This window comes from Oleiphilus sp. HI0066, from assembly GCF_001635725.1.
On the sequence record NZ_LWFH01000512.1, the window covers coordinates 1 to 1250 of the forward strand.

Below are 1250 nucleotides of genomic sequence, written 5' to 3' on the forward strand. Positions count from 1 at the left end.
TCGCCGTCTTAGAAAGTTTGCGCGCCAAGGCGCCGCTGATCAGTTGGATCTTGATGATACAATTCGTTCAACAGCGCGTAATGCTGGTTTTCTCGATCTCAAGCTTGTGCCAGAACGCCATAACGCAGTGAAGGTTCTTTTATTCTTTGATATCGGTGGCTCTATGGATCCTCATGTCAAAGTATGTGAAGAACTATTCTCCGCTGCTCGTGTTGAGTTTAAGCACATGGAGTACTTTTACTTCCATAACTTTATTTATGAGAGTGTCTGGAAAAATAACCTGCGACGCAGTAATGAGACAACCGCGCTTTATGATGTGCTGCATAAGTATAGCTCTGACTATAAGGTAATTTTCGTAGGCGACGCCGCAATGGCTCCCTATGAAATCACGCAAGCAGGTGGCAGTATCGAGCATTGGAACGAAGAGGCGGGCGCTGTTTGGATGCAACGCGTGACCGATCACTTTGATAAGGTTGTATGGATTAACCCGCTGCCAGAAAACTATTGGGGAACAGGCGGTTCGCTAGGCATTACACGCGAATTGGTTGAGGATCATATGTACCCAATGAGTATCGAGGGTCTTGAATCAGCAATGAAGTACCTCAGTCGATAACAAGCCTGCCTCTGCCGCAATTGTAGAAATACGTAAATATTAACTGAACCTATTAACCAATTCACAGCGCGAAGTCTTCATGTTGGTAGACTTCGCGCTAGTCCCGTCTTTTTGGCGTTTATTCAAAAATCATATAGGTATCAGGTCCTTGAAGTTACTAGCTATAGTAGTGACTAGCTGTCTTCTGTTGAGTCAGGTAGTCCACGCGAATAGTGATCAGACTCAGAACAATCAAGATCTAAAGGCTGAGGCTAGTCAACTTAAACAATCGATTATCGAACTCAATCAAGAATTGCATGCACTTGAACAGGCAATGATTTATCCGCCAGAGGTTAAGTTCGGTGTATTTTTGAGTCTCGATGACAAAACTCGATTCAAACTAGATTCAATTGAATTGTTTGTCGATGATGCACTTATTTCAACTCACTTATATCAAAATAGCGACATACAAGCTCTGTTAAACGGTGGAGTGCAGCAGCTATATCTTGGCAGTGTTGCCCCAGGTCAGCATAAGCTTACCGCTAGCTTCAAGGGACAAGGAAGAAGTGGGGGATATTTCAAGCGTAAAAAATCATTGAAGTTCGATAAGACAAAAAACGCGAGATATATCGAACTTATCGTGTCGGAACGACCCGGT

2 protein-coding genes are annotated in these 1250 nt (G+C 43.6%); both read left to right on the forward strand.

The features are described 5' to 3' along the window. On the forward strand, positions 1 to 613 hold a 613-nt coding region (locus A3738_RS07075; protein WP_156504041.1), incomplete at its 5' end, for a VWA domain-containing protein. 187 nt (positions 614 to 800) lie between these two features. Next, positions 801 to 1250, forward strand: a 450-nt coding sequence (locus A3738_RS07080; RefSeq protein WP_156504042.1) for a hypothetical protein, incomplete at its 3' end; no start/stop codon positions are given.